This is a genomic window from Streptomyces sp. NPDC046261, assembly GCF_040646235.1.
Classification (GTDB): domain Bacteria; phylum Actinomycetota; class Actinomycetes; order Streptomycetales; family Streptomycetaceae; genus Streptomyces.
In genome coordinates this window covers 323,351-348,903 of record NZ_JBEYZU010000004.1, presented here as the reverse complement: position 1 = coordinate 348,903, position 25,553 = coordinate 323,351, and the positions used below count along the sequence as shown (strand labels likewise).

Here is a 25,553-nt window from a genome sequence, read left to right as displayed (position 1 = left end):
CCGGTCACGCGAACAGGGCCTTGCCCCACCAGTCGCCGGAGTCCCGGACGCCCGGCGGGACGGCGAAGATCGCCGAACCCACGTGCTGGATGTACTCGTTCAGCGCGTCGTTGCGCGCGAGGTTCGTCTGCAGCGGGATGAAGGCGTCGCGTACGTCGCGCTGGTAGGCGATGAAGAACAGGCCCGCGTCCAGCCGGCCCAGCCCGTCCGTGCCGTCCGTGAAGGAGTAGCCGCGGCGCAGGATCGTGGCGCCGTTGTTGCTGTCGGGGTGGGCGAGACGGACGTGGGCGTCCGGCTTCATCGCCTTGAGGAGGGGCTCGTCCCGCTCCTTCTGCTTGCCGACGGGGGCGCCCTCGGCCTTGTCCCGGCCGAAGATGTCCTCCTGCTCCCGCAGCGAGGTGCGGTCCCAGGTCTCGATGTGCATCCGGATCCGGCGGGCGACCAGGTAGGAGCCGCCGGTCATCCAGTCGGGACCGTCCTTCGCGCTCACCCACACGTGCTTGTCGAGGGCGGCCTTGTCGGTGCCCGAGACGTTTCTGGTGCCGTCCTTGAAGCCCAGCATGTTGCGCGGGGTCTGGGCGTCCGGGGTCGTCGAGGACGTCTTGCCGAAGCCCAGCTGCGACCAGCGGATGGCGACCTTGCCCATGCCGATGCGGGCGAGATTACGGATCGCGTGCACCGCGACCTGCGGGTCGTCGGCGCATGCCTGGACGCACAGGTCGCCGCCGCTGCGGGCCGCGTCGAGGTTGTCGCCGGGGAAGACCGGCAGGTCCACCAGGGCCTTGGGACGCCGGGACCGCAGCCCGAAGCGGTCCTTGCCGTCCTTCTCGAACAGGCCCGGGCCCACCCCGAAGGTCAGGGTCAGCCGGTAGGGCTTGAGGCCCAGCGCCTCGCCGGTGTCGTCCGGCGGCAGCTCCTCCTGGCCGCCGTACGCGCCCTCGCCGACCGCGTGACCGGCCGTCATCCGCGCGGCCGCCGCCGTCCACTCCCGCAACACCTTGACCAGCGCGGCGCGGTCGGTGGTGGTCACGTCGAACGCCGCGAAGTGCAGCCGGTCCTGAACGGCCGTGGCGATGCCGGCCTGGTGGGTGCCGTGGAAGGGCACCGCGTCACCGGAGGCGGCGGCCGGTGCGGCACTGTCGCCCGCGCGCAGGGCGGCGGCGGTGCCACCGGCCGCGACAGCGCCGAGCGCGAGCCCGGCACCGCCCCAGCCGATCACCGAACGGCGGGAGGGAGCGGTCCGTGCGGCCTGGCGCGTGGCGCTGCCGTCGGCCAGGTCCGCGTCCGTCACGCTCTCGTGCGTCTCATCAGCCATGGAAAGCCCGTCCCCCTACTTGGCGACCGCGCCGGCGAGCTTGGAGAGCGGCTCGGCCAGGGCGTTGACGGCGTCGGAGAGCTTCTTGCGGTCGTCCTTGCCGACGGTGTCGTACGCCTTGAAGCCGTCGCCCTCGCGGTAGTCGCCGAGCAGCTTCTTCAGCTCGGCGAACTGCCGGTCGAGCTCCTTGGCGAGCACGGCGTCGTTCTTGGCCGCGACCGGCTTCAGCAGCTCGTAGGACTTCTCGGCGCCCTCGACGTTGGCCTGGAAGTCGACGAGGTCGGTGTGGCTGTAGCGCTCCTCCTCACCGGTGACCTTGCCGGTGGCCACCTCGTCGAGCAGCTCCTTGGCACCGTTGGCCATGCCGGTCGGGGTGATTTCGGCGGAACCGACGACCTTCTGCCAGCCCTTGAGGTCCGTCATCAGCTGGTCGGCCAGCTTCTTGTCGTCCTCGGTGATCTTCTTGTCCTCCCAGAGGGACTTCTCCAGCTTGTGCCAGCCGGTCCACTTCTGGTCCTTCTCCAGGCCGTCCTCGCGGACGTCGACCTTGGGGTCGATGTCACCGAAGGACTCCGCCACCGGCTCGGTGCGCTCCCAGCCGACGCGGGAGACGGCGTAGAGCTTCTTCGCCTCGTCCACGTCGCCGTTCTTGACCGCGTCGGCGAACTTCTGCGCGGCCGGAATTGTTTCGTCCGCCTGCTGCTGCACGTACTTGCGGTATTCGGCGACCGCCTTGTCCAGCTCCGGGTCGCTCTTCTCCGCCTTGTCGCCGCCCGTGACGGTGATCTTCTGGCGGATACCGTCGCCCTTCATTCCGGGCTTGCAGGCGATTTCGTACGGGCCGGCCTTCTTGATCGTCGCGGTGATCTCGGCCTTGGTGCCGGGGCCTATGTTCTCCCGCTCGGTGACAATGCGGTCGCCGGGGGCGTAGACGTACACCTCGGTGACCTTGGCGCCCCGGTTCTCCACGTTCAGCCTGACGTGACCGGCCGGGACGGTGGTCGCCGAGACCTCGCACTTGTCGTCGGAAGCCGTGACCTTGATGGCGTCCGAGCCCTTGCCGTCCGACTTCTCGGCACAACCGGACACGGCGGTCAGGGCCGCGGCCGCCGCGACGGCGGCGACGGCGGAGGAGCGGAGAACTCGCATGCAGGGCTCCAGCTTGCTGGGAGAGCGGAAGGGGACGTGGCCGAAAACGACATGGTCAAATTAGGCCGCCCTAACTTATCTGAGCCTTGCCTATCCTGTTCCCCGATCGGCGCGTGATTCTGCTCTCACGGGGAAGGATTTCGACTCACGCGTCTCGGGATCACCAAAGGCTCCCCGGTCAATGGGTGATCAATTACGTCGACCGGTTGCGCATAGACACGGCTGAGCAATTCGGGCCCGTAGACGCGGTCCGGCGGACCCTCCGCCGCGATACGTCCCTCGTGCAGGACCGCGACCCGGTCCGCGTAGGCGCCGGCGAGGCCGAGGTCGTGCAGGACGACCACCACCGCGTCGCCGGCCGCGGCCCGCTCGCGGCAGACCCGCAGGACGAGTTCCTGGTGGCGCAGGTCCAGCGCGGCCGTCGGCTCGTCGAGCAGCAGCAGCGGGGCGCGCTGCGCGAGGACCCGGGCCAGGGCGACCCGGGCCCGTTCGCCGCCGGACAGCGCGGCGAACGGGCGGCCGGCGAACCCGGTCACCTCGGTGGCGGCCATGGCGGCCCGTACCGCCGCGTCGTCCTCGTCCCGGGCCGCCGTCCCGGCCCAGGGCGCGCGCCCCATCCGGACGACCTCCTCGACCGCGAAGGGGAACGACAGCTCGGCCGACTGCGGCAGCACGGCCCGGCGCAGGGCCAGTTCGCCCGCGCTCCAGGCGGCGGCGGGGAGCCCGTCGAGGACGACCTCGCCGGACTCGGCGGGCAGATCGCGGGCGAGCGCGGCGAGCAGCGTGGACTTCCCGGCCCCGTTCGGCCCGACGAGCGCCACGACCTCGCCGGCGGCGACCCCCAGGTCGACCCCGTCCAGCACGACCCGCCCCCCGAGCCGCACCCGCAGACCACGGGCCTCGGCGAGGACGGTGCCGAGGGGGACGGCAGCGGGCAGCCGCCTGGCCCGCTGGGCGAAGAACGAACGCATCATGCCCAGCCCCTTTGCTGACGGCGTGTGCGGGTCGTCATGCCCAGCCCCCTTGTTTGCGGCGCGTCCTGCGCAGCAGCCAGAAGAAGAACGGGCTGCCGAACAGGGCCGTCAGGACGCCCAGGGGCAGTTCCGCCGGTTGGGCGGCCGTGCGGGCCGCCAGGTCGGCGGCCACCAGGACCAGGGCGCCGCCCAGGGCGCTGCCCGGCACGAGGAAGCGGTGGCCCGGGCCCGCCGCCATGCGCAGCAGGTGCGGCACCAGCAGGCCCACGAACGTGATGATTCCGGCCACGGCCACCGCGGCCGCCGTCAGCAGGGCCACCACCAGCACCAGGACGAGCCGGAGCCGCTCGACGTCCACGCCCAGGTGACGCGCCGGGCGCTCGCCGAGGGCCAGGAGGTCCAGCTTCCGGGCGTACCAGGGGGCGACGGCCAGCCCGGCCAGGGCGCACGGCAGTACCGCGAGCACCTTCGGCCACGTCGCCTGGGCGAGCGAGCCCAGCTGCCAGAAGGTGATCTGCGTGATCTGCGCGTTGTCGGCGAGGAAGACGCACAGCCCGATGAGCGCGCCGGCGAAGGCGTTGACGGCGATGCCGGTGAGGATCAGGGTCACCACCTCCGTGCGGCCGCCCGAGCGCGAGAGCGCGTAGACGAGGAGGACGGTCACGAGACCGCCGGCGAACGCGCAGGCCGTCACGGTCCAGTTGCCGAGGAAGCTCAGGCCCAGCGCGATCGAGGCGACCGCGCCGACCGCCGCGCCCGAGGAGACGCCGATGACGCCGGGTTCGGCGAGGGGGTTGCCGAACACGCCCTGCATCAGCGCCCCCGCGCAGCCCAGCGAGGCCCCCACGAGCAGCGCCAGCGCCACGCGCGGCAGCCGTACGTTCCACAGCACGCTCTCGCCGACCCGGTCGAGCGCCGCGCCGCCCAGCCCGGTGCGGTGCAGGAGCGAGCCCACCACGTCCCCGACGGGGATGTCGTACGCGCCGAGTCCGGCCGACAGCAGGCACAGAGCGGCGAGTGCGACGGCCATGCCCAGGGCGAGGAGGCCGGCGACCCGGGGACGGGGGCTCGGCCGCCGGCGGGCCCCGGCGGCGGGGGCGGCGTCGGGGTTTCCGGCCGCCACCGCCGGCGGGCCGGGCGCCGTGGCCACCGCGGGGGCCGGCGTTCTGACGGGGCGGCGGCCCATGTCAACGGCCGCCTTCGTGGATCTGCTCGACGAGGGACTTGAGCACCACGTCCGTGCGGGGCCCGAAGTTCAGCAGGACGCCGTCGTCGACGGAGGCGACGCGGCGGTCCAGGCCGGCCGGGGTCTGGCCGACGCCGGGGATCTTCAGCAATCCGTCGACCCCGCCGACCGATTCCAGCCCCTTGCTCATCACGAGGACCACGTCCGGCGCGGCCTTCGCCAGCGCCTCGCTCGTGATCGGGGTGAAGTCCTTCTTCAGGCCGGACTCCTTGCCCGCGTCCACGCCGCCGGCTGCCTCGATCAGCGAGTCCGCGCCCGAGCCGGCGCCGCCCAGGAGATAGACGGAGGCCGAGCCGCGCAGGTAGAGGAAGGCGACGCGCGGCTTCTTCGCACCGCCGCCGGGGATGCCCTTCTTCGCGGCGGCCAGGCGCTGTTCGGTGCGTCCGCGCAGCTCGTCCCCGGCGTCGCGGACGCCGAGCGCGGCGGCCACCGTGTCGATGCGCGTGGCGACGTCACCGATCTTCCGGGCCGGGTCGAGGACGACGAGGGGGACGCCGGCGGCCCGGATCTGGCCGATGGCCTCGGCGGGGCCGGTGGTGGCCTCCGCGAGGACGAGCGTGGGCTTGAGCGAGAGCACGCTCTCGGCCGAGACGTCGTGGCCGCGCGTGACGACGGGCAGCCGGCGCGCCTGCTCGAACGTGGCGGTGATGTCGCGGGCGACCACCCGGTCGCCCAGACCGAGGCCGAAAACCACCTCGGAGATCGAGCCGGACAGTGGGACGATCCGGTCTGTGGCCTTCACCTCGACGTCACGGCCGTCGGCGGACCGCACGCTGACGGGCAGTCGGGGCTTCGGTGTCCCGGCCAGGGGCTCGACGCGGTCGGCCGCGGCGCTCGGCCGCTTCGTGGCGCCGCCCGGCTCGCCGGACGGGCCGCCGCCGGCGCCGCAGGCGGTGAGAACGGTGGTCAGGGCCAGCAGGGCGGCGAGGGTGCCGAGGGTGCGCGGCAGGCGCTGCAGGCGTATCGCCCCGCCCACCGACTGGCGTTGAGACACGTTCCCGCCTTTCCATAGCGAAGGATTCCGGATATAGCTTAGGTTAGCCTTACCTAAATTGCTATCGCCCGAGAGGGGTCCTTGATGCTGCCGTTCAGACCTGCCCGCGTGCCGGTCGTCGCGCTCTTCGGGGCGTTGCTGGCGGCGTTGCTCCCCGCGGGCGTCTCCCATGCGGCGGAAACCCGTGAGGTGTCCGGCGGACGGCTGGACTGGGGCATCAAGACCTCCTTCCAGAGCTATGTCACCGGCCCCGTGGCACAGGGGAGTTCCGAACTCCAGGGCGGCGCGGCGACCGTCGGCGGCAACCGGTTCCGCTTCCACTCCGCCAAGGGTTCGTACCGGCCCGGCAGCGGCGACTTCGAGGCGGGCTTCTCCGGCGGCGTGCACTTCACCGGACACCGCAAGCCCGACGGCTCCCACGAGCTCGACCTGACAATCAGCCGGCCCGGCGTCCGCCTCTCGGGCCGCGGCGGCACCCTCTACGTGGACGTGACCAGCAAGGCCAAGGGGACGGGCGAGGTCACCACGGCCTCCCGCGTCCCCTTCGCCTCGCTCGATCTCGCCGGCATCGACCTGCGCGGGGGCGGCGCGGCCGTCACCCTGGCCGACGTTCCGGCCACGCTCACCGCGCAGGGCGCGAAGGCGTTCGCCGGCTACTACACCGAGGGCACGGCCCTGGACCGGGTCAGCCTCTCCGCCGACGTCGTCGCGGGCGCGAAGGCGTCGCCGAGCGCGAGCCCCTCCGCCGCGCCGGAGGAGGAAAAGGACCGGCCCAAGGGCGAATTCACCGGTGCGGCCGTCGACTGGGGCGTCCGCCGGACGTTCCGGGAGTACGTCACCGGGTCCCTCGCCCAGGGCTCCTGGAAGCTGAGCGACGGCGCCCAGGACGGTGGCGCCCTCTTCCGCTTCCCGGCCGGGAAGGGCTCGTACGACGCCGGCGCGGCGAAGCTCGACGCGGCCTTCTCGGGCACGCTGCGCTTCACCGGCAAGGACCTCGACCTCGCGCTCGGCGGAGTGAAGGTGGCGGCCGAGGACGGCAAGGGCACGCTGTCGGCGGACGTGACGCGCGCCGGCGGACAGTCGGAGAAAAACGTTCCGCTCGTCACCTTCGACGCCTCCGGCCTCAAGGAGAAGGGCGGCCTCCTCGCCGTCGCCGGGGCCCCGGCGAAGCTGACGGCCCAGGGGGCCAAGGCGTTCGCCGGCATGTACCAGGAGGGCGCGGACATGGACCCCGTCTCACTGGCCGTCCCCCTCGACGCCAAGGCCCAACTGCCCGCACTTCCGGACCTGGGCCGCGCCGCCCCGGGGCCGACGCGGTCGGCCCCCGCACCGGCCGCCACCGAGGCCGCGTCGTCGGATTCCGCTTCTTCCTCTTCGTCCTTTCCGGTGCTTCCGCTGTCGATCGGGGCGGGGGTGCTGGTGGTGGCGGGAGCCGCGTATGCGCTGACGCGCAAGCGCCGGGCAGCTGCCGGAAGCTGACGCCCCATCGGATGTGTCGCACTCCGCACGCCGAGCCCCTGCCCGGACCTTCCCCGCCCCTCTGCCTCCCTGATGTCATGGAGGCCGCACATTTGTCTCACATATCTCACGTCCCTCTAGGAGAGAACAGACGATGACCGCCACCGCACGCCGCGCCGCACTCGCCGCGCTGGCAACGGCGACCGCCCTTGGTGCCACGATGCTGACCGTGCCCGCGTACGCGGCGGACGCCCCTGCCGCGACGGGCGGACAGCAGCCGTCGAAGCTGGAGATCAAGGACGGCTCGCTCGAGTGGGGGGTGAAGGAGTCCTTCCGTAACTACCTTGCCAAGTCGAAGGGCAAGATCGAGCTGGGTGACGGTGCCAAGCAGGCCGAGAAGAACGGCGCCTTCACCTTCGTCGAGGGCAAGGGTGACTACGACTCGACCCACGCCGTCACCACCACGTTCAAGGGCAGCGTGCGCTTCCTGTCGCATAAGAAGGGCGACAGCTACCTGCTCGACCTGAAGTTCTCCGACCTCAAGGTCGTCACCGACGCTGCCACGAAGGGTGCGACCGGCAGGATCACCGCCGATGTCACGCGCGGGGGCAGGACTGAACAGGACGTCGCCATCGCCTCGCTCGAGGTGAAGCCTGAGCAGATGGGTGAGGGCGCCGACGGCGCGATCACCTTCACGAAGATACCCGCGAAGCTGACAGCCGCCGGTGCGAAGGCGTTCTCCTATGAGGAGGACGGAGCGACGGTGGAACCGTATGCGGAGAATGAACCTCTCGACCCGGCCACGCTCTCGGTGAAGGTGGGCGCGAGCGACCCGAAGACCGACCCGAAGACCGACCCGAAGACCGACCCCAAGACCGACCCGAAGACGGACCCCAAGGCGGACCCGAAGACCGATCCGAAGACGGAGCCCGCCGCAGGAACGGTCCTCGACGGCAACCTCGACTGGGGCGTCAAGGAGTCCTTCCGTAAGTACGTCACCAAGAGGAAGGGCAAGATCGAGACCGGCGAAGGCGCCAAGGAGCACAGCGCCGGCTTCCGTTTCCCCAAGGGACACGGCAAGTTCGACGACAAGGCCGGGCTCGAAGCAGAGTTCAACGGCAGCGTCCGCTTCACGGCGCACGGCGGTGCGATGGACCTCAAGTTCAGTGGCCTCAAGGTCAAGGCGACCGGCACCTCCGGCGTGCTGACCGCTGATGTCACGTCCAACAACACCGTGCACCAGGACCTCCAGCTCGCGACCCTCAAGCTCACCGAGGGCTCACTCAAGGCCAAGGACGGCGTGGTGTTGCTCTCCGCGATCCCGGCGACGCTGACCAAGGAGGGCGAGAAGGCGTTCGCGGGTTATTACTCCACGGGCGAGGCCCTCGACCCGGTGACTCTCGCCGTCGCTCTTGACGCCAACGCCAAGCTGCCCGACCCGCCCACCGGGGGTACGGGTGGCACGACCGGCGGCAAGGGCACCACCGGTGGCTCCACGACCGGCGGTTCCACCACCGGCGGTTCCACGACCGGTGGCGGCTCCACCACCGGCGGCTCCGGTACAGGTGGTTCCACCACCACCGGCGGCGGTACCACGGGCTCCCTCGCCTCCACCGGTGCCAACACCCCCACCGCCCCCCTCCTCGGCGCGGCCGGCGCGATGGTTCTCGCCGGCGGTGGCGCCGTCTACGTCGCGCGGCGCCGGCGCGGCACCCAGGGCTGACGCCCGCGGAAACGGCCCGCGCCCCCCGGTACGGTCACCGGGGGGCGCGGGCTTCGGGCGGCGTCAGGCGCTGAGGGGGAATTCGCGGGCCAGTTCGTGGAAGACGGCCGTGTTCAGCGCGAACGCGCGCTTGCACTCCTCGATCACCCGCTGCTTCTCGAGGTCGTCGACCGGCAGGGCGTCCAGCAGCTCGCGGTACTCGCGCTTGAAGGCGGCCGGGTTGCCGATGCCCTCGAAGACGTAGAAGCGGACGCCGTCGCCCTTGCGGGCGAAGCCCCAGGTCTTCTCGGCGGTGCCGCGGATGATCTGGCCGCCGGAGAGGTCGCCGAGGTAGCGCGTGTAGTGGTGGGCGACGTAGCCGGCGGGCCAGTCGCGGGCGCACTCCGTCACCCGGGCCGCGTAGGCCGCCGTCGCGGGCAGCGGCTCGAGGCCCGTACGCCACCGCGGGCCGCCGAGGTGGGCCAGGTCGCGCTCCAGCTGGGCGGTACGGGCCAGCTCGGGGCGTATGAACGGGCCCGCCACCGGGTCGGTCGCCAGGGTCGCGGAGGCGGACTCCAGGGCGTCGTAGACGAACCACAGCTGCTCGGTGTAGCGGCGGTAGGCCGTGACGCCGAGGCGGCCACCGAGCATGTCGCTCATGAACGACGAGTTCTCGGCTTCCGTGTGCTGCTCGTGCGAGGCGGTGCGGATCAGCGTGGAGAACGGAGTCGTGGCGGGCGAGTCCAAGGCGGACCTCCGGTGACCGAGGGGACGGGAGACAAACGGAGAAAACAGGCGGTAGCGGGCGCGCCGGGGCGCGCCGCCACCGCCCATCCTCCCTACTTAGGCTTACCTAAGTCAATTGCTTCCCGACGTGTTGTCGGTAAAAACCCTACGGGAGCGTCAGGATCTCCGCACCCGTCTCCGTCACGACGAGCGTGTGCTCGAACTGCGCCGTCCGCTTGCGGTCCTTGGTGACGACCGTCCAGCCGTCCTCCCACATGTCGTACTCGTACGTCCCCAGCGTCAGCATCGGCTCGATCGTGAACGTCATGCCGGGCTGGATGAGCGTGTCGTGGTGGGGGCTGTCGTAGTGGGGGACGATCAGGCCGGAGTGGAAGGACGAGTTGATGCCGTGACCGGTGAAGTCGCGGACGACGCCGTAGCCGAAGCGCTTGGCGTACGACTCGATGACCCGGCCGATGACGTTGATGCGGCGCCCGGGCTTGACCGCCTTGATCGCCCGGTTCAGGGCCTCGCGGGTGCGCTCGACCAGCAGCCGCGACTCCTCGTCCACGTCGCCGCACAGGTAGGTGGCGTTGTTGTCGCCGTGCACGCCGCCGATGTAGGCGGTCACGTCGAGGTTCACGATGTCGCCGTCGCGCAGCACGGTGGAGTCGGGGATGCCGTGGCAGATGACCTCGTTGACCGAGGCGCACAGCGATTTGGGGAAGCCGCGGTAGCCGAGCGTCGAGGGGTAGGCGCCGTGGTCGCACATGTACTCGTGGGCGACGCGGTCCAGCTCGTCGGTGGTGACGCCCGGCGCGATGTGCTTGGCCGCCTCCTCCATCGCCCGCGCGGCGATGCCGCCGGCGATCCGCATCTTCTCGATCGTCCCGGCGTCCTGGACCTCGGGGCCGGTGTACGGGGTGGGGGCGTCCTTCCCGACGTACTCGGGCCGCGGGATCGAGGCGGGGACGGGGCGGGCGGGGGAGAGCGTCCCCGGGACAAGAAGCGACTGGCCAGACATGTCAGCGAGTGTAGCCAGCGGACATCGGGGACCATGTGGGCGAGCACCCACGCTGGAGGAGACCTGATGGCACTGTTCAAGCGGCGTACGGCCGGCAAACCCGGCGAGTGGTACTACTGCCTCAAGCACGGCACGGTCGAGGAGGGCCCCGAGTGCAGGGCCGCCGACCGCATGGGCCCGTACGACTCGCGCGAGGAGGCGTCGCACGCGATGGAGCGGGCGCGCGAGCGCGAGGAGGCGTGGCGGGAGGACCCGCGCTGGAACGACGAGCGCGGGGGCGGGGGCGAGCGGACGTAGGCGGGGTCCGGGCGGGCGGGCCGGAAGCCGGCCCGCCCTGCGGCGACGCCTACGCCGCCTCCGCCACCTCCGCGCGCTTCGCGCGCATCCGTACCGCGTGCTCGTCCGTCCGCTCGTCGTACGACATCAGCTTCGGCAGCGAGACGGCCAGCAGCCCCACCGAGGCCACGCACGCCAGACCGCCCGTCCACACCGAGGCGCGGACGTTGGTGAGCGAGGCCATCCCGCCCGCGCGGACCTGGCCCAGCTGGGGGCCGACCGAGTAGGAGAGCAGCTCGATGCCGGCCAGGCGGCCGCGCAGCTCGTCGGGGATCGTCTGGTCCCACATGGCGGAGCGGAAGAGTCCGCTCACCATGTCGCTGCCGCCCGCCACGGCCAGGAACAGCAGCACCAGCCAGATGTTGTGCAGCCAGCCCGCCACGGCCATGGCCAGACCCCAGGCGGCCGCCGCCAGGACGACCATGCGGCCGTGCCGGTGGACCCGGGAGACCCAGCCGCTGGTCAGGCTCACCACCAGCGAGCCGACCGCGCCCGCCGCGTACATCAGGCCCAGCGCCCACGTCGCGTCCAGATCGTCGGCGAGGAACGGGAAGATCGCGGTGGGGTAGGCGAAGAACATCGCCGCCATGTCGACCGCGTACGTACCGAGCAGCTCCTTGCGGCTCCACGCGTAGCGGGCGCCCTCGAGGATGCCGCGCAGTGACGGCTTGTCCGCGTCGTGCGAGGCGGGGGAGGGGGCCAGGCCCACGGTGAGGGCCACGGAGACGGCGAAGGAGACGATGTCCAGGAAGTACGCCCACGGCAGCCCGGCGAAGGCGATGACGACGCCGGCGAGGGAGGGGCCCGCGATGGCGCCGATCTGCCAGCGCATCGAGTTCAGGGCGATCGCGGCGGGCAGCTGCTCGTGGGGGACGATCCGCGGCACGATCGCCTGCAGGGCCGGGCGCTGCAGACCGGTCAGCGCGCTGACGAGCGCGGCCACCACGTACAGCGGCCAGATCATCGGGTGCGGCAGCAGCGTGTTGAGCAGCAGCATCCCGCTCAGGACGCCGAGTCCGGCCTCGGTCCACAGGATCAGCTTGCGGCGGTCGAGGGCGTCGGCGAGCGCGCCGCCGTACAGACCGAAGACGATCAGCGGTACGAGCTCCACCGCGCCGATCGCGCCGACCGCCAGGGTCGAGCCGGTCAGCTCCTTGAGCTGCAGCGGCACCGCGATGAACGTCAGGAAGCCGCCGAAGACCGTCACCAGCCCGGCGATCCACATGCGGCGGAAGTCGGGGGAGGAGTGCCAGGGGGTCAGGTCGGGCAGCAGGGCGCGCAGACGGCTCGTACGGGACGCGGGGGGAGGGTGGTGCTCGGTCACGGGGAACCATGGTCCGGGTCAGGGGTGCGGCCGGGCAAACGATTTTCCCGACAGGTCGCTTTCGGCCGGGTTCGCTGACGGCGAAGAGGGGGCGAGGGGCGGTGCTCACCAGCGGCTCGGCGGCGGCGCGGACAACTGGTCGGCCAGGCGCGAGAGGCGGTCGCGGAAGCGGCGCCCGCGCGGCGCCGGCCGGCCGTTCTCCCCGGCGGCGGCGCTGACCAGATGCTGGACGGTGTCCAGGCCCAGCTCCGCCGCGCCCGGCACGCTCAGCGCGTCGTGCGCGAGCGCGCGCAGGTCGGAGTGGCGGGCGGGAGGCGTGCCGTCCAGCGCCAGGACGGTCGCCCCGCCGCGCCGGGCGTCGTGCACCCGCTCCAGCAGCCCCTCCCCGGGCCGGCCCTCCGCCACCACCAGCAGCGTCTCCCCGCGCCGGGTCACCTCCAGGCGGCCGAGACCGACCGCCAGGTGCGCGGGCGCGCCGGGCGGCACCCGGTGCCGTACGAGCGTGGGGGACAGCTCCGGCAGCCCCGACCAGGTGGCCTCGTCGTCCAGGTGCGCGGCCAGGTGCCAGGGCTCGTACTCCGCCGTCCCGACCAGGAGCAGGCCGCCGCCGTGCGCTTCGACGGACGTCCGTAGCGCGCCCGCGAAGCGGCGGGTGGCCTGCAGCAGCTCGGTTCCGGCCAGCGCTTCGCGCAGCAGCGCGACCCGTACGGCGTCCATGCGCGGCATCCTGCCCCAACCGCCCCGGGGGCAAGCCGAGTTGTCCGGTGGCTCACCCGTTCGGGCGCCGGGGGCGCTCGCGCCGGGCGCACCGGCGCCACCGGGCGCGGCAGGCGCGTGACAGTATCGCTGTCATGACTACTTCTGATGACGTGAAGGACGTGAAGAAGGCCCCCGCAAAGGACCCTTGGGACCTTCCCGACGTTTCCGGCCTGGTGGTGGGCGTGCTCGGTGGCACCGGCGACCAGGGCCGCGGCCTCGCCTACCGGCTGGCCAAGGCCGGCCAGCAGGTGATCATCGGCTCGCGCGCCGCCGAGCGGGCGCGGGCCGCCGCGGACGAGCTGGGCCTGGGCATCGAGGGGCTCGACAACGCCGAGTGCGCCCGGCGCAGCGACATCGTCATCGTCGCCGTGCCCTGGGACGGCCACGCCAAGACCCTCGAGGCGCTGCGCGAGGAGCTCGCCGGCAAGCTCGTCATCGACTGCGTCAACCCGCTCGGCTTCGACAAGCAGGGAGCCTACGCCCTCAAGCCGGAGGAGGGCAGCGCCGCCCAGCAGGCCGCCGCGCTCCTGCCCGACTCCCGGGTGACCGCCGCCTTCCACCACCTGTCCGCGGTGCTGCTCTCCGACCCGGAGATCGCCGAGATCGACACCGACGTGATGGTGCTCGGCGAGAAGCGGGCCGACACCGACATCGTGCAGGCGCTGGCCGGCCGCATCCCCGGCATGCGCGGCGTCTTCGCGGGCCGGCTGCGCAACGCCCACCAGGTGGAGTCGCTGGTCGCCAACCTGATCTCGGTGAACCGCCGCTACAAGGCGCACGCCGGGCTGCGCGTCACCGACGTCTGATCCACCGCTGATCCACCACTGATCCACCGCTGATCCACTGGGGCGTCCCGCCGGTCGATGTCCGGCCGGCCCGGGGCGTGGGGGACAATGACCGGGATCGTACGCACATGCGCCCCGGACGCCGGACAGGAGCCGCCCCCATGCCCCGCCTCGCTCTCTACGCCCTCGCCGTCTGCGCCCTCGCGGTCGCGGCGGCCGTCGTCTCCTTCGCGCGGGGCAGCTGGCTCGGCGTCGTGTGGATCCTGCTGTTCGGCGTCGCGTCGAACATCGCCTGGTACTACGTGCGCAAGGCGAAGAACGACCGCGCCGCCGAGCAGTCCGCCTCGGCCGTCTGAGGCCGGTCAGCCGAGGTCGATCCCGTTCAGTGACGGGATCTCCGGCGTCCCCTCCCAGAAGCGGAACAGCTGCTGGCCATAGAAGGTGTCCCACTCGGTGACGCCCAGGGCGCGCAGGATCGCGTTGATCATGTCGAAGAAGGCGTGGTTCACCGCGGTGATCTGCAGGAATCCGAAGACCGCCAGCAGGCCGATCCACGCGTACGGCGCCAGCTGGCGGCGCGTGTTGTACGACAGCCAGGGCTCGATCACGCCGAAGCCGTCGAGGCCCGGGATCGGCAGGGCGTTGAGGATCGTGGCGGTGACCTCCAGCAGGACCACGAAGGCGAGCGCGTAGCGGAAGTGGTCCGGCACGCCGTCCATCAGGCCCAGCCAGAACGGGGCGCTGACGATGCCCGCGAAGGCGAGGTTCGACAGCGGGCCCGCCGCCGAGACCAGGCTCTGCTTCCAGCGGCTGCGGATGCGGTGCTGCTCGATGAAGACCGCGCCGCCCGGCAGGCCGATGCCGCCCATGATCACGAAGATGACGGGGAGCACGATGCTCAGCAGGGCGTGGGTGTACTTGAGGGGATCGAGGGTGAGATAGCCCTTCGCCCCCACGGTGATGTCACCGCCGTGCAGGGCGGTGCGCGCGTGCGCGTACTCGTGGAGGCAGAGCGAGACGATCCACGTCGAGACCACGAACAGGAACACGGCGAAACCGGGGCTCGCCGAGAAGTCGGTCCACACCGCCCATATGGAGACCGCCATGATGGCGACGAGGCCGAGGAAGACCGGGCTCACGCGCCCTTCGCCGCGGGCCGCTTGGGTTGCCATGGGTGAGTGCTCCAGGGGGGATGAGGTCGCCGGGAACGGCCGGCGCGCGCGGATGTACCGGGCGACCGTACTCGGTCGCGATCGATAATTCGTAGCGCGCGGTCCTGGGCGGGGGAGAATGGGCCGGTGCGTTACGGCATCCTCGGCACCACCCAGGTCCACACCGACGACGGTCTCCCCATGGCCCTCGGCGGCTCCCGGCTGCGCGCGCTCCTGGCCGCGCTGGCCCTCTACCCGGGGCGGACGCGCGGCGCGGACGCGCTGATCGACGAGGTCTGGGGCGAGGGGCCGCTGCCCGCCGACGCGGCGGGCGCCCTGCAGGCGCTCGTCGGCCGGCTGCGGCGGGCCGTCGGCCGTGACGCGGTGGCCTCCGCCACCGGCGGCTACCGGCTGTGCGCCGAGCCCGACGACGTCGACCTGCACCGCTTCGAGCGCCTCGCCGGGGAGGGCGACCGCGCCCTGGCCGACGGCGACCCGGCGAAGGCGGCGGCCGTCCTCGACGACGCCCTCGCCCTGTGGCGGGGCCCCGCCCTGGCCGACCTCCCGGGCCGCGCCGCGCCCGCCCTGCGCCTGGAGCGGCGCCACCTCGCGGCCCGCCGCTGCCGGCTGGCCGCCGCCGTGGCCCTGGGCCAGGCGGCCCAGGCCCTGCCGGCCCTGGCCGAGCTCTGCGCGGCCCACCCCCTCGACGAACCCCTGCAGGCCCTCCACCTCCGCGCCCTGCGCGCGGCCGGCCGCCCCGCCGAAGCCCTCGCCGCCTACGAGGACGTCCGCCGCACCATCACCACCCGCCTGGGCACCGACCCCGGCCCAGAACTCCGAGCCCTCCACGCCGACCTCCTGAGGCCGACCCCGCTGGCCCCGCCGGCTCCGGGGGCGCCCGGCTCACCGGGGACGACCGCGGCCCCGGCAGAGGCCCCACACCCGGCCGGGCCGCCGCCCGGCGGCTCACCGGGCCCGGATGCGGGCCCGTACCCGGCGCCGGCTGCGGACGCGAGGCCGTCCGCCGGCCCGGCGGCGGGGGCGCCGGCGGCGCCGCCGAGCGGCACCCCGGGCCCGGTGCCCGGAGCGTTCCCCGGTGGTTCGCCGGGGACGACCGCGGCCCCGGCAGAGGCCCCACACCGGGCCGGGCCGCCGTCCGGCGGTTCGCCGGGTATGGGCGCGGGGTCGTACCCGGTGTCGGCTCCCGACGCGAGGCCGTCCGCCGGCCCGGCGGCGGGGGCGCCGGCGGTGCCGCAGCACGGCGTCCCGGCTCCGGCGTCTGGAGCGTTCCCCGGCGGTTCGCCGGGTATGGGCGCGGGGTCGTACCCGGTGTCGGCTCCCGACGCGAGGCCGTCCGCCGGCCCGGCGGCGGGGGCGCCGCACGGCACCCCGGATCCGGACGGCCCCGTCCCCGTCCGGCAGTCGGGCGGGCATCCGGCCGACGTCCCGCACGGCTGGTCGCCCGCCGACCGGCGCGCGCCGTACGACGCGCGTGGTGGCGTGCCCGGCAATCTGCGGGCGCGGTTGACGTCCTTTGTCGGGCGGGAGGATGAGCTGGTGCTGATCCGGGAGGATCTGGTGCGGCATCGGCTGGTGACGTTGCTGGGGCCCGGTGGGGCCGGGAAGACGCGGTTGTCGCAGGAGGCGGCCGAGGTGGCGGCCCGGGGGGACGGGGGCTGGCCCGACGGGGTGTGGCTCGCGGAGCTGGCGCCCGTGGACGACGCGGGCACCGTGCCCGAGGCCGTGCTGACGGCGCTCGGGGCGCGCGAGACCGTCGTGCGCGGCACCGCTGCGGAGGGGCTGCGGGCGGCCACGGACGCCACCGCGCTCGACCCCCTGGCCCGGCTCGCCGAACACTGCGCGCAGCGCCGGATGCTGCTCGTCCTCGACAACTGCGAGCACGTGATCGACGCCGCCGCCCGGCTCGCCGAGACGCTGCTCGCGCACTGCCCCGGCGTCACCGTGCTCGCCACCAGCCGCGAACCGCTCGCCGTGCCCGGCGAACTGGTGCGGCCCGTGGACCCGCTGCCCGACCCCGTCGCGCTGCGGCTGTTCGCCGAGCGGGGCGCGGCGGCCCGGCCCGGGTTCCGGGTCGAGGACGACCCGGCGGCCTGCGCCGAGATCTGCCGCCGCCTGGACGGACTGCCGCTCGCCATCGAACTGGCCGCCGCCCGGCTGCGGCTGCTCACCCCGCGCGGGCTCGCCGACCGCCTGGACGACCGCTTCCGGCTGCTGACCTCCGGCAGTCGCACCGTGCTGCCCCGTCAGCAGACCCTGCGCGCGGTCGTCGACTGGTCCTGGGACCTGCTGACCGCGCCCGAACGGGCCGTGCTGCGCCGGCTGTCCGTCTTCTCGGGCGGCTGCGGCCTGCCGCTCGCCGAAGAGGTCTGCGCGGACGATTCCGGCACCGGCGTGCACGCCGCGGACGTCGCCGCGCTGCTCGGCTCGCTCGTCGACAAGTCGCTGGTGGTCGCCGCCCCCGCCGCCGACGGCCACATGCGCTACCGGCTGCTGGAGACCGTGGGCGAGTACGCGGGCGAGCGGCTGGACGAGGCCGGCGAGCGGGCCGCCGTGGAGCGACGGCACCTGGTCGCCCACCGCGAACTGGCCCGTACCGCCGACCCGTTGCTACGCGGCCCCGAACAACGCGCCTGGCTGGAGCGGCTCGAGCTGGAGCACGACAACCTGCGCTCCGCGCTGCGGCGTGCCGTCGCGGCCCGGGACGAGCAGGAGGCGCTGTGCCTCGTGCTGTCGCTGAGCTGGTTCTGGCAGTTGCGCGACCATCGCGCGGACGCCCGGCACTGGGCGGAGGCCGCCGCCGCCCTGGGCCCGGACCCCTTCGCGGAGCCCGTCACGCCGGCCCGGCCGCTGTACGTCAGCTGCACCGAGGCTCCGCCGCCGATGGAGGCGGACGTGCTGGAGGAGGCGCGGCGCGGCGCACGGCTGGTCATGCTGGGCAACGCCGACTCCGACCTGAGGGTGATCAACGCCCCCGAGACGCAGCGCCTGCTGCGCGCCGTCGTCACCGCCTACGGCGACGGCCTGCCGCAGAACTGCCGTATACCGGGCATGATGTGGTTCTTCGCGGTCCTGCTGTCGGGCTCGAGCGATGACCTGTACGGCGTCGTCGACAGCACGATCGACCGCTGCCGTGAGCTCGGCTACGCCTGGGAGCTCGCCAACGCGCTGCAACTGCGCGCCAAGCTGCTCAACGACAGCCCCGACCGGATCGACCAGGGCATCGCGGACGCCGACGAGAGCCTGGAGATCTTCCGCTCCCTCGGCGACTCCTGGGGCGTGGCCGAGGCGCTGTCCGGGCGCGGTGAGGCCCTGGAGAAGTACGGCAGGTTCGCGGCCGCCGCGGCGGACTACCGGGAGGCCATCGAGCGCGTCGAGGAACTGGGGGCCGCCGGGCCGGTGCCGATGTTGCGGGCCCGCCTGGTCGAGGTGCTCATGGAGGACGACGTGATCGACGCGGAGGAGGGTGAGCGCGCCCTGCGCGAGACGCTCGCGGGCATGGAGCGGCTCACCCCCGACACCGCCACCTTCGTCCGCCTCCAGCTCGGCGTCCGGGTCGCCCGTTCCGGGCGGCTGACCGAGGCCAGGGAGATCCTGGAGGAGCTCGCCGGGGAGTTCGGAAGCCGAGCCATGCTGCTCTTCCAGGGCCTGATCAGCGGACTGCTCGGCTGGATCGACACGCTCCAGGGCCGCCCCGAGGAGGCGCTGCCGAAGATCCGGGACGCCCTGGTCAAGTGCGACGACCCGGTCGCCGGGGTGATCGCCCCCCACATGATGGCCGTCCAATTGATGCACGCCGCCCAGGCGTTCGCCACCCTCGGCGGCGAGGAGCACGCGCTGCGGGCGGCCCGGCTGCTCGGGGCCGGCGTCGCCCTGCGGCCCTCGGGCTTCCACGTCCCCGCCGCGGAGCGCGAGGTGCGCGCATGGACGGAGGACCGGGCGCGGGCCGCGCTGAGCGCCGGGGCCTACGAGCGCGCGTACGCCGAGGGCGGCCGGCTCTCCATGGTGGAGGCCGTCGCCCTCGTCTGACACGCACCCGGCTGCCCCGGCGCCAACGCTCAGGTCTTCTTGCGGAACTTGGCGACCGCCAGCGGCGCCGTCACCAGCGTGATGCCCACGGCCCAGGCCAGCGTCATCCACACCGAGTGGGCCACCGGGCCGCCGTTGATCAGGTGACGGGCGGCGTCGGCGAGGTTGGAGAGCGGGTTGTACTTCGTGAACCCCTCCAGCCAGCCGGGCATGTTGGTGGTCGGGGCGAAGATCGAGCTGCCGAACTGCAGGGGCATCAGGACGAGCATGGCGACCCCCTGGACGGCCTGTGCCGTCTTCATGGTCAGACCCAGCAGGATGAAGATCCACATCAGCGAGGCGCCGAAGGCCATGGACAGCGCCACCGCCGCCAGCAGGTGCAGCACCGACGTGCTGACGCTCAGACCGATCGCGAAGCCCATGGCCAGCAGGATCGAGGTCGCGATGAGCATGCGGCCGACCTCGACGACGATCTTCGCTATGAGGACGGAGGACCGGGCTATCGGCATCGTGCGGAAGCGGTCCATCACCCCCTTCTTGAAGTCGTCGTTGACGCCCGTGCCGACCGCCATGGCGATGTTCATGCCCATCATCGCCATCAGGCCGGGCACCAGGTAGTTGACGTACTCCTTCTCGTGGCCCTTGCCGGCGATCGAGCCGCCGAAGACATAGGTGAACAGCAGGATGAAGATGATCGGCATCAGGACGGCGTCGAACATCGACTCCGGGTCCTGCTTGATCTGCAGCATGTTGCGGCGCGCGAGCGCCCCGATGTGCCGCACATTGGCCCGCAGGCCGATCCGGCCGTCGTGGGCGGGCGCCGCCGCGGGCGCGCTGACCGTCGCCGCGCTCATGCCGCGACCTCCTCGAGCTTGTCGGTGCGCTGTTCCTCGCCGTCCGTCGCCACGGACGCCTTCTGGCCCGTGACGGCCAGGAAGACCTCGTCCAGGCTGGGCAGATGGGTGCTGATCCCGGCGAGGGCGAAGCCGCGCTCGCCCAGCATCCCCACCACGGCGGTCAGCTGCTCGTCACTGATGATCGGGACGTTGACCACGCCCTCCGCCTCGTCGGCGGTCGCGCCGGCGATGCCGGCCAGCCCGGCCCGGGCCACCGCGTCGACCATCAGGGACAGCTCCGAGCGGTCCGCCGGGCGGACCTGCAGGGTGCGCCCGCCGACCTTGGCCTTCAGCTCGTCGACCCGGCCCCCGGCGATCACCCGGCCCCGGTCGACGACCGTCAGCTCGTCGGCCAGCTGCTCGGCCTCTTCCATGTACTGCGTGGTGAGCAGCACGGTGGCGCCCTCGGCGACCATGCGCTGGACCTCGGCCCACACCTCGTTACGTGTGCGGGGGTCCAGGCCGGTGGTGGGCTCGTCCAGATAGAGCACCGCCGGCTGCCCGATCATGGAGGCGGCGAGGTCGAGCCGGCGGCGCATACCGCCGGAGTAGTTCATGGCGGGGCGCTTGGCGGCCTCCGTCAGCGAGAAGCGCTCCAGCATCTCCTCGGCCCGCCGCCGGGCGTCCTTGCGGGACAGATCGAGCAGCCGCCCGATCATGTAGAGGTTCTCCAGGCCGGAGAGCTTCTCGTCGACCGACGCGTACTGGCCGGTCAGCCCGATGACCCGGCGCAGCTGCCGGGGCTGGCGCAGCACGTCGTAACCGGCGACCCGGGCGCTGCCGGCGTCCGGGCGGATCAGGGTGGACAGGCATCTCACCAGCGTGGTCTTGCCCGCGCCGTTGGGGCCGAGGACACCGAGGACGGTGCCCTCACGTACGTCGAGGTCGACCCCGTCCAGGGCTTTGGTCTCGCCGAAGTGCTTGACCAGGCCCCGTACTTCGACGGCGTTCCCGCCGTATTCGGGGATGTCGTTTCGCTTCATGCCGCCAACAGTGCCAGGCCCCACTGACAACGGTCCGACAGCCGCCGACAGATCACCGACAGACCGCCGACAGGCCGGGCGCCGGACGGGCCTTCGCCCCCGCCCGGCGCCCCTGGTCCGGCTCCGTGGCGGAGCCCGGTGCCTAGTGGAAGGAGTGCTCCTCCGCCGGGTAGGCGCCGCCCACCACGTCGTCCGCGAAGGACTTCGCCGCGTCCCCGAGGGCTTCCCGCAGCTGCGCGTACTGCTTGACGAAGCGCGGCAGGCGGCCCGCCGTCATGCCGGCCATGTCGGTCCACACCAGCACCTGCGCGTCGCACTCGGCACCGGCGCCGATGCCGACCGTCGGAATGTGCAGGGTGCGGGTGACCTCCGCGGCCAGCTCCGCCGGGACCAGCTCCAGGACGACCGCGAAGGCGCCCGCGTCCTGGACGGCCTTGGCGTCGCGCAGCAGCTGCGCCGCCGCCTCCTCGCCGCGGCCCTGCACCGGGTAGCCGCCGTAGGCGTTGACGGACTGCGGGGTGAGGCCGATGTGGGCCATGACCGGGATGCCGGCCTGGACCAGCAGCTCGATCTGGTGGGCCGAACGCTCGCCGCCCTCCAGCTTGACCGCGCCGACGCCCGCCTCCTTCACCAGCCGGGTGGCGTTGCGCAGCGCCTGGACCGCGCCCTCCTGGTACGAGCCGAAGGGCAGGTCGCCGATGACCAGGGCGCGCTTGGTGCCCCGTACGACGGCGGCCGAGAGGAGGGTGACCTCGTCCATGGTGACCGGCACCGTGGACTCGTAGCCGAGGTGACAGTTGCCCATGGAGTCGCCCACCAGCAGGACGGGGATGCCGGCCTCGTCGAAGACGGAGGCGGTCATCGCGTCGTAGGCGGTGAGCATGGGCCACTTCTCGCCGCGCCCCTTGGCGGCGGCTATGTCACGGACGGTGATGCGACGGGAACTCGTGCCGCCGTACAGCGCCTTCTCGCTCTTGCGGGCGCCGTCGGGGGTCTTCAAGGCATGCGTCATTGCCGTGGCTCCTGTGATGTCGTCTCGAGGCGCCCTGACGGCGTCCCCGGATCACCTCCATGCTGACACGCCGCGTCCGGGCGGGGAAGTGTCCCCCCGGGCCGTACCTCCGCGGGTCAAGACTTCCCCATACGAGACGGTCCCGTATCGAAATAAATTAGGGTGGTGTCCATGGCAACCCCCGACTCCGCGCCGACACCCGGCAAGGTCCCCGAGGCCGTCCACCGCCGACGGTGGGCCGTCCTGGCCGTGCTGCTGTGCAGCCTGCTCGTGGTCGTCCTGGGCAACTCGGTCCTCAACGTCGCGATGAAGACGATCGCCGCGCCCGCCCCCACCGGGCTCGGGGCCACCCAGAGCGAGCTGGCCTGGGCGATCAACGCCTACACGCTGGTCTTCGCCGGCATGCTGTTCACCGCCGGCCTGCTCGGCGACCGGTGGGGCCGCAAGAAGGTCCTGCTCTTCGGCATGACCGTCTTCGGCATCGGCTCCGCGCTCGCCGCCCTGGCCGCCTCGCCCACCGAGCTGATCGCCTACCGCGCGCTGATGGGCTTCGGCGGGGCCTTCGTGATGCCCTCGACGCTGGCGATCATCATGAACGTCTTCGAGCGGGAGGAGCAGCCCAAGGCCATCGGCATCTGGGCCGGTGCGGTCGGGCTCGCCATCGCCATAGGGCCCATCACCGGCGGCATCCTCCTCAGCCACTTCTGGTGGGGCTCGGTGTTCCTGATCAACCTCCCGATCGTCACCGCCGCCATGATCGCCATGGTCGTCCTCGTCCCCGACTCCAAGGACCCCCGGCCCGGCCGCCTCGACCCGGTCGGCGTGCTGCTGTCCGTCATCGGGCTCGTCCTGCTGGTCTACGGCATCATCAAGGCCGGCCAGCTCGCCGACTTCACCGTCCCCGAGGTCTACGGCACCATCGGCGGCGGCCTGCTCGTCCTCACCCTGTTCGTCCTGCACGAGCGGCGCAGCACCCATCCCGCGATGGACGTCCGCTACTTCCGCAACCCGGCCTTCTCCGCCGCCGTCTCCTCGCTGGCGCTGGTCTTCTTCGGGCTGATGGGCGTGACCTTCTTCATGGTCTTCTACACCCAGAGCGCCCGCGGCTTCACGCCCCTGCAGAGCGGCCTGCTGATGCTGCCGCTCGCCGCCGCCCAGATGGTCTTCGCGCCGCGCGCCCGGCTCGCCGTCGAGCGCTTCGGGGCCCGCGCCGTGTGCGCCACGGGCATGGTGGTGATGGCCGCGACCATGGCCGGCTACGCCCTGCTCCACACGCACACCCCGATCTGGGTCCTGGAGGTGCTCTTCCTCTTCCAGGGCGCCGCGATGGCACACATCACCCCGCCCGCCACCGTCTCGATCATGCAGTCGCTGCCCCGCGAGAAGGCGGGCTCCGGCTCCGCCGTGAACAACACCTTCCGGCAGATCGGCGGCGCCCTCGGGGTGGCCGTGCTCGGCTCCGTGCTCTCCACCGTCTACCGCGACGGCATCTCCGGCCGGCTCGAGGCCGTCCCCTCGCTCAGCGACGAGGCCCGGCACGCCGCCGGCGAGTCCATCGAGGCCACCCGCGCCGTCGCCGGACGGCTCGGCCCCGCGGGCGGCGACCTCGTCGGACAGGCGCAGGAAGCCTTCGTCCACGCCCTGCACGTCACCGTCCTCGGCGCCGCCGCCGTCGCCCTGCTCGGGGCGCTCGTCGCCGTGCTGTTCCTGCCGGCCAAGAACGCCGCCCGCCCCCCGGCCGGCGCCGGCCGCCCCGGCGCCGAGAAGGAAGAGGCGGGAGCGGGCCAGTGAACGCGCCCACGGCACGGGACGGGCGCCGCGGACGGCCGCGCAGCGCCGCCGTCGACACCGCCGTCATCGAGACCGTCCTGCGCCTGCTCGAGGGCGGCGTCACCGTCGCCGAGCTGTCGATGGAGCGCATATCCCGCGAGGCGGGCGTCGGCAAGGCCACCGTCTACCGGCGCTGGGCGGGCAAGGAGGCGCTGATGCTCGACGTGCTGCGCTCCCTGGACGACGACGGCCCCCGCCCCACGGGCGGCCCCGTCCGCGACGACCTCGTCGCCCTGCTCGAGTACCTGCGCCGGCGCGGCCTGGCCAAGCGCTCGTCCGCCGTGCTGCGCACTGTCGTGGCCCAGGTGCAGGCACACCCCAGCCTGTGGGCCGAGTACCACGGGACGGTCGTGCGGGCCCGGCGCGAGGCGTTCGAGGCGGTGCTGCGGCGCGGCATGGCCACCGGGGAGATCCGCGCCGACGTGGACACCGAGCTCCTCACCGACCTGTTCGTCAGCCCGATGCTCTCGCGTGCCCTCTTCCACGAGTGGAAGGAACTTCCGGACGGGCTGTCGGAGCGGATCGTCGACACCCTGCTGGAGGGCGTACGGCCCCCCGCCGGCCGGCAGTCCGCGGCTCCTGCCCCGAATGTGCCCGTTGTGTCACAGCCCCCGCCGCCGCCCGGTGCGCAGGAACCCCGGCCCGCCGGACGCTCGTCCTCCTCCCCGACGCCCCCGCCAGGGGAGTCCGGGTAAGCCACACCACCGTGATCACCTATGGTCGGGTGGCGGGGACGCAGCAGACGGAGCAGTGAGGACAACCCATGCCGCAGGCATACATGGAGGAGACGGGCCACGAGGGAGCCGGTCCGGAGCGGGCCGGCTCCGGAGCCCGGCGCTTCCTGGGCCAGGGGCAGGGCCGGGACAAGGGCGGCTGGAAGCAGCAGTGGACGGGCCGCGGCGTCTGGCGCCGCGGCGTGATCGTCGCCGCGGTCGCCGTCCTGCTGGGCCTGCTGATGCTGGTGCACTCCGAGATCCCCAACCGGGTCGGCAACCTCGGCTCGCTCACCGAGACCTTCCTGCCCTGGCTCGGCCTGCTGGTGCCGGTGCTGTTCGCGCTGGCGCTGTGGCGCCGCTCGGCGACCGCCCTCATAGCCCTGCTGCTCCCCTCGGTCGTCTGGGTCAACCTCTTCGGCGGGCTGCTGAGCGACAAGTCCGGCAAGGGCGGCAACTTCACGGTCGCCACCCACAACGTCAACGCCGAGAACCCCAACCCCGCGGCCACCGCCAAGGCCGTCGCCGCCTCGGGCGCGGACGTCGTGGCGCTGGAGGAGCTCAGCGACGCCTCGCGGTACGAGAAGGCGCTGGCGGGCACGTACAAGTACCACTCGGTGCAGGGCACCGTCGGCATCTGGAGCAAGTACCCGCTCGAGCTGGCGCAGCCCGTCGACATCCGCCTGGGCTGGGTGCGCGCGCTGCGCGCCACGGTCAAGACCCCGCAGGGTCCCGTCGCCGTCTACGTCGCGCACCTGCCGTCGGTGCGGGTGAAGTTCAACGCCGGCTTCACCGCCGGGCAGCGCGACAACAGCGCCGAGGCGCTGGGCCGGGCCATCGCCCAGGAGCCCGAGAAGCGGGTCGTCCTCCTCGGCGACCTCAACGGCACCATGAACGACCGCTCGCTCGCCCCCATCACCTCGCAGCTGCGCTCGGCGCAGGGCGCGGCGGGCGACGGCTTCGGCTTCAGCTGGCCGGCGAGCATGCCGATGGCGCGGATCGACCAGATCATGGTGCGCGGCATGGACCCGGTCTCGGCGTGGACGCTGCCCGCGACGCCCAGCGACCACCTGCCGGTGGCGGCGCGGGTCAAGATCTGACCCGCGGCCCGGGCGCGCGGCACACTGGA

21 protein-coding genes and 1 pseudogene are annotated in these 25,553 nt (G+C 72.8%); 9 read left to right on the top strand and 13 right to left on the bottom strand.

The annotated features are described in order from the left end of the window. Positions 1-4 precede the first annotated feature (4 nt). The 5 genes from efeB to ABZ956_RS10910 form a co-directional block, all read right to left on the bottom strand. Entirely contained in the window at positions 5-1,315 is a 1,311-nt protein-coding gene (gene efeB / locus ABZ956_RS10930; protein ID WP_361890205.1) for an iron uptake transporter deferrochelatase/peroxidase subunit, read from the bottom strand. Between the two features lie 15 nt (positions 1,316-1,330). Beyond that, positions 1,331-2,464, bottom strand: coding sequence for an iron uptake system protein EfeO (gene efeO, locus ABZ956_RS10925; RefSeq protein WP_361890202.1), 1,134 nt, complete (start codon positions 2,462-2,464; stop codon positions 1,331-1,333). A 125-nt stretch (positions 2,465-2,589) separates the two neighbouring features. Beyond that, positions 2,590-3,444: a heme ABC transporter ATP-binding protein gene (locus ABZ956_RS10920; protein WP_361890508.1), complete on the bottom strand. Its 855-nt coding sequence runs from the start codon at positions 3,442-3,444 to the stop codon at positions 2,590-2,592. 28 nt (positions 3,445-3,472) lie between these two features. Beyond that, on the bottom strand, positions 3,473-4,624 hold the full coding sequence (locus tag ABZ956_RS10915) for an iron ABC transporter permease (RefSeq protein WP_361890199.1): 1,152 nt from the start codon (positions 4,622-4,624) through the stop codon (positions 3,473-3,475). Between the two features lies 1 nt (position 4,625). Beyond that, positions 4,626-5,594 (bottom strand): ABC transporter substrate-binding protein, encoded by a 969-nt coding sequence (locus ABZ956_RS10910; protein WP_361890505.1) that lies wholly within the window; start codon positions 5,592-5,594, stop codon positions 4,626-4,628. 168 nt (positions 5,595-5,762) lie between these two features. Between ABZ956_RS10910 and ABZ956_RS10905 the strand changes: the two genes are divergently transcribed. Then, entirely contained in the window at positions 5,763-7,157 is a 1,395-nt protein-coding gene (locus ABZ956_RS10905) for an HtaA domain-containing protein (protein WP_361890196.1), read from the top strand. A gap of 133 nt (positions 7,158-7,290) precedes the next feature. Further along, the gene (locus ABZ956_RS10900) at positions 7,291-8,859 is read left to right on the top strand and encodes an HtaA domain-containing protein (RefSeq protein ID WP_361890193.1); all 1,569 of its coding nucleotides are present in this window, start codon (positions 7,291-7,293) and stop codon (positions 8,857-8,859) included. A gap of 63 nt (positions 8,860-8,922) precedes the next feature. On the opposite strand, the gene ABZ956_RS10895 is transcribed toward ABZ956_RS10900, so the two are convergent. Next, positions 8,923-9,585 (bottom strand): biliverdin-producing heme oxygenase, encoded by a 663-nt coding sequence (locus ABZ956_RS10895; protein ID WP_361890190.1) that lies wholly within the window; start codon positions 9,583-9,585, stop codon positions 8,923-8,925. 145 nt (positions 9,586-9,730) lie between these two features. After that, positions 9,731-10,588 (bottom strand): type I methionyl aminopeptidase, encoded by an 858-nt coding sequence (map, locus tag ABZ956_RS10890; RefSeq protein WP_361890187.1) that lies wholly within the window; start codon positions 10,586-10,588, stop codon positions 9,731-9,733. A gap of 66 nt (positions 10,589-10,654) precedes the next feature. Here map and ABZ956_RS10885 point away from each other — a divergent pair, with 66 nt between their 5' ends. Then, complete coding sequence (locus ABZ956_RS10885; RefSeq protein ID WP_361890184.1) at positions 10,655-10,885, top strand: hypothetical protein; 231 nt, start codon at positions 10,655-10,657, stop codon at positions 10,883-10,885. A gap of 49 nt (positions 10,886-10,934) precedes the next feature. Here the strand turns inward: ABZ956_RS10885 and ABZ956_RS10880 are convergent, their stop codons facing one another. Together ABZ956_RS10880 and ABZ956_RS10875 are read right to left on the bottom strand one after the other, a co-directional pair. Beyond that, positions 10,935-12,248, bottom strand: a complete 1,314-nt coding sequence (locus tag ABZ956_RS10880; protein ID WP_361890181.1) for an MFS transporter — start codon at positions 12,246-12,248, stop codon at positions 10,935-10,937. Positions 12,249-12,353: 105 nt separating this feature from the next. Continuing rightward, positions 12,354-12,965, bottom strand: a complete 612-nt coding sequence (locus ABZ956_RS10875) for a hypothetical protein (protein ID WP_361890178.1) — start codon at positions 12,963-12,965, stop codon at positions 12,354-12,356. Positions 12,966-13,099: 134 nt separating this feature from the next. Here ABZ956_RS10875 and npdG point away from each other — a divergent pair, with 134 nt between their 5' ends. Together npdG and ABZ956_RS10865 are read left to right on the top strand one after the other, a co-directional pair. After that, positions 13,100-13,813, top strand: a complete 714-nt coding sequence (gene npdG, locus ABZ956_RS10870) for an NADPH-dependent F420 reductase (protein ID WP_361890175.1) — start codon at positions 13,100-13,102, stop codon at positions 13,811-13,813. 140 nt (positions 13,814-13,953) lie between these two features. Next, positions 13,954-14,148: a hypothetical protein gene (locus ABZ956_RS10865; protein ID WP_361890172.1), complete on the top strand. Its 195-nt coding sequence runs from the start codon at positions 13,954-13,956 to the stop codon at positions 14,146-14,148. Positions 14,149-14,154: 6 nt separating this feature from the next. Here the strand turns inward: ABZ956_RS10865 and ABZ956_RS10860 are convergent, their stop codons facing one another. Continuing rightward, positions 14,155-14,964, bottom strand: coding sequence for a site-2 protease family protein (locus tag ABZ956_RS10860; RefSeq protein WP_361890169.1), 810 nt, complete (start codon positions 14,962-14,964; stop codon positions 14,155-14,157). Between the two features lie 126 nt (positions 14,965-15,090). Here ABZ956_RS10860 and ABZ956_RS10855 point away from each other — a divergent pair, with 126 nt between their 5' ends. Next, on the top strand, positions 15,091-18,990 hold the full coding sequence (locus ABZ956_RS10855; protein WP_361890166.1) for a BTAD domain-containing putative transcriptional regulator: 3,900 nt from the start codon (positions 15,091-15,093) through the stop codon (positions 18,988-18,990). A gap of 29 nt (positions 18,991-19,019) precedes the next feature. Here ABZ956_RS10855 and ABZ956_RS10850 read toward each other — a convergent pair whose 3' ends face one another. The 3 genes from ABZ956_RS10850 to panB all read right to left on the bottom strand — a co-directional run bounded on the left by ABZ956_RS10850 (position 19,020) and on the right by panB (position 21,881). Further along, positions 19,020-19,844: an ABC transporter permease gene (locus ABZ956_RS10850; RefSeq protein ID WP_361890163.1), complete on the bottom strand. Its 825-nt coding sequence runs from the start codon at positions 19,842-19,844 to the stop codon at positions 19,020-19,022. Further along, the gene (locus ABZ956_RS10845) at positions 19,841-20,869 is read right to left on the bottom strand and encodes an ATP-binding cassette domain-containing protein (protein WP_361890160.1); all 1,029 of its coding nucleotides are present in this window, start codon (positions 20,867-20,869) and stop codon (positions 19,841-19,843) included. The genes ABZ956_RS10850 and ABZ956_RS10845 overlap by 4 nt, the downstream gene beginning before the upstream one ends. A 142-nt stretch (positions 20,870-21,011) precedes the next feature. After that, on the bottom strand, positions 21,012-21,881 hold the full coding sequence (gene panB, locus ABZ956_RS10840; RefSeq protein ID WP_361890157.1) for a 3-methyl-2-oxobutanoate hydroxymethyltransferase: 870 nt from the start codon (positions 21,879-21,881) through the stop codon (positions 21,012-21,014). Between the two features lie 171 nt (positions 21,882-22,052). Here panB and ABZ956_RS10835 point away from each other — a divergent pair, with 171 nt between their 5' ends. The 3 genes and pseudogenes from ABZ956_RS10835 to ABZ956_RS10825 all read left to right on the top strand — a co-directional run bounded on the left by ABZ956_RS10835 (position 22,053) and on the right by ABZ956_RS10825 (position 25,524). After that, entirely contained in the window at positions 22,053-23,672 is a 1,620-nt protein-coding gene (locus tag ABZ956_RS10835; protein WP_361890154.1) for an MFS transporter, read from the top strand. Then, positions 23,669-24,265, top strand: a pseudogene (locus tag ABZ956_RS10830) (TetR/AcrR family transcriptional regulator C-terminal ligand-binding domain-containing protein); the annotation flags it as partial. The gene ABZ956_RS10835 and the pseudogene ABZ956_RS10830, both read left to right, overlap by 4 nt. A gap of 209 nt (positions 24,266-24,474) precedes the next feature. Then, entirely contained in the window at positions 24,475-25,524 is a 1,050-nt protein-coding gene (locus ABZ956_RS10825; protein WP_361890151.1) for an endonuclease/exonuclease/phosphatase family protein, read from the top strand. Positions 25,525-25,553: the final 29 nt, after the last annotated feature.